This window comes from Microcoleus sp. Pol10D4 (assembly GCF_036701555.1).
Classification (GTDB): domain Bacteria; phylum Cyanobacteriota; class Cyanobacteriia; order Cyanobacteriales; family Microcoleaceae; genus Microcoleus.
On record NZ_JAUBRA010000173.1, the window covers coordinates 1 to 1,102 of the forward strand.

General features: G+C 35.8%; 2 protein-coding genes. Both read left to right on the top strand.

Translation table 11 applies throughout. The features are described from left to right. Positions 1 to 173 precede the first annotated feature (173 nt). Positions 174 to 623, top strand: a complete 450-nt coding sequence (locus QUA36_RS31215; protein ID WP_333460164.1) for a hypothetical protein — start codon at positions 174 to 176, stop codon at positions 621 to 623. After that, a complete protein-coding gene (locus QUA36_RS31220; RefSeq protein WP_333460165.1) occupies positions 598 to 1,005 on the top strand; it encodes a hypothetical protein in 408 nt (135 codons plus the stop codon). Before QUA36_RS31215 ends, QUA36_RS31220 begins: the two co-directional genes overlap by 26 nt. The last annotated feature ends 97 nt before the right edge of the window (positions 1,006 to 1,102 follow it).

Here is a 1,102-nt window from a genome sequence, read left to right on the forward strand (position 1 = left end):
CTGACTACTTTTTCTTTGAAGCATCTTCTCAAATCCCCTTGACAACTGCCATCCAAGCTTAACTTGTTACGAATGGGCTGTCACTGGTAATTGGTTGGATTAAAGGTACTGTCAAACAGAATAAGGTTGTATATTTAGCAATAGATCGAACCAAATGGCAATCCAATAATATTTTGATGGTCAGCATGATTTGGCGAAAAAGAGCTATTCCTATTTATTGGAAAATGCTTGACAAACAAGGGAACAGCACATTAGAAAATCAACAATTCGTATTAACGCCAGTATTCGCCGCCTTATCAAATTATAAATTGATCGTGTTAGGAGATCGTGAATTTTGTAGTGTTACCCTTGGAAATTGGCTGAGGGAGAAGAAAGTAGATTTCTGTTTACGACTAAAAAAGAATGTTTGTATCAAGATTGAATCGGAGTTATGGGCAGAACTAAAAATGCTAGGATTAGAGCCAGGAAATAGCTTTTTCAATCAAGAAGTAACAATCAGAAAAACTGCACCCATTACGGGGTTTAATCTAGCAGGTAAGTGGCTGGGTAAATATCGAAATATTACTACATGCATAACCTTGGTATATTCTGACAAGCTTGGCAGATATACAAGCCGCAGTTGATGCTTATGCAAAAAGATTTGGAATTGAAGAGATGTTCAGAGACTTTAAGGGTGGAGGATATAACCTAGAAAGGACTAATCTCACAGGTGAGCGACTGAGTAAATTATTAATTTTGTTATCACTAGCATACTTGAAGAGTATAATTCAAGGGATGGAAATTAAGTCAAAGCAAGTTCAAGAATATCTAAGTAGAAAAACAGAAAATTATAGAAAATATGCTAGACATAGCACTTTTTATATTGGACTTTGGGGTGAATCATGGGTCGATTCGATGTTTAGTAATTGGCAGGTTGTTGTTGAATTAATGTCTTTGTCTCCACATAAACTACCTAATTATCAACAAGGAATAAGAGCTATGAGGCTTATTCTATCAGCGTTATAAGCGACTTGTCACCCCGACAGATAATCAATATAGATGGACTGGTTAAATCTGGTAACAAATATAAAGATAACCATCCTTCAAATCCTTCTGCATTCAA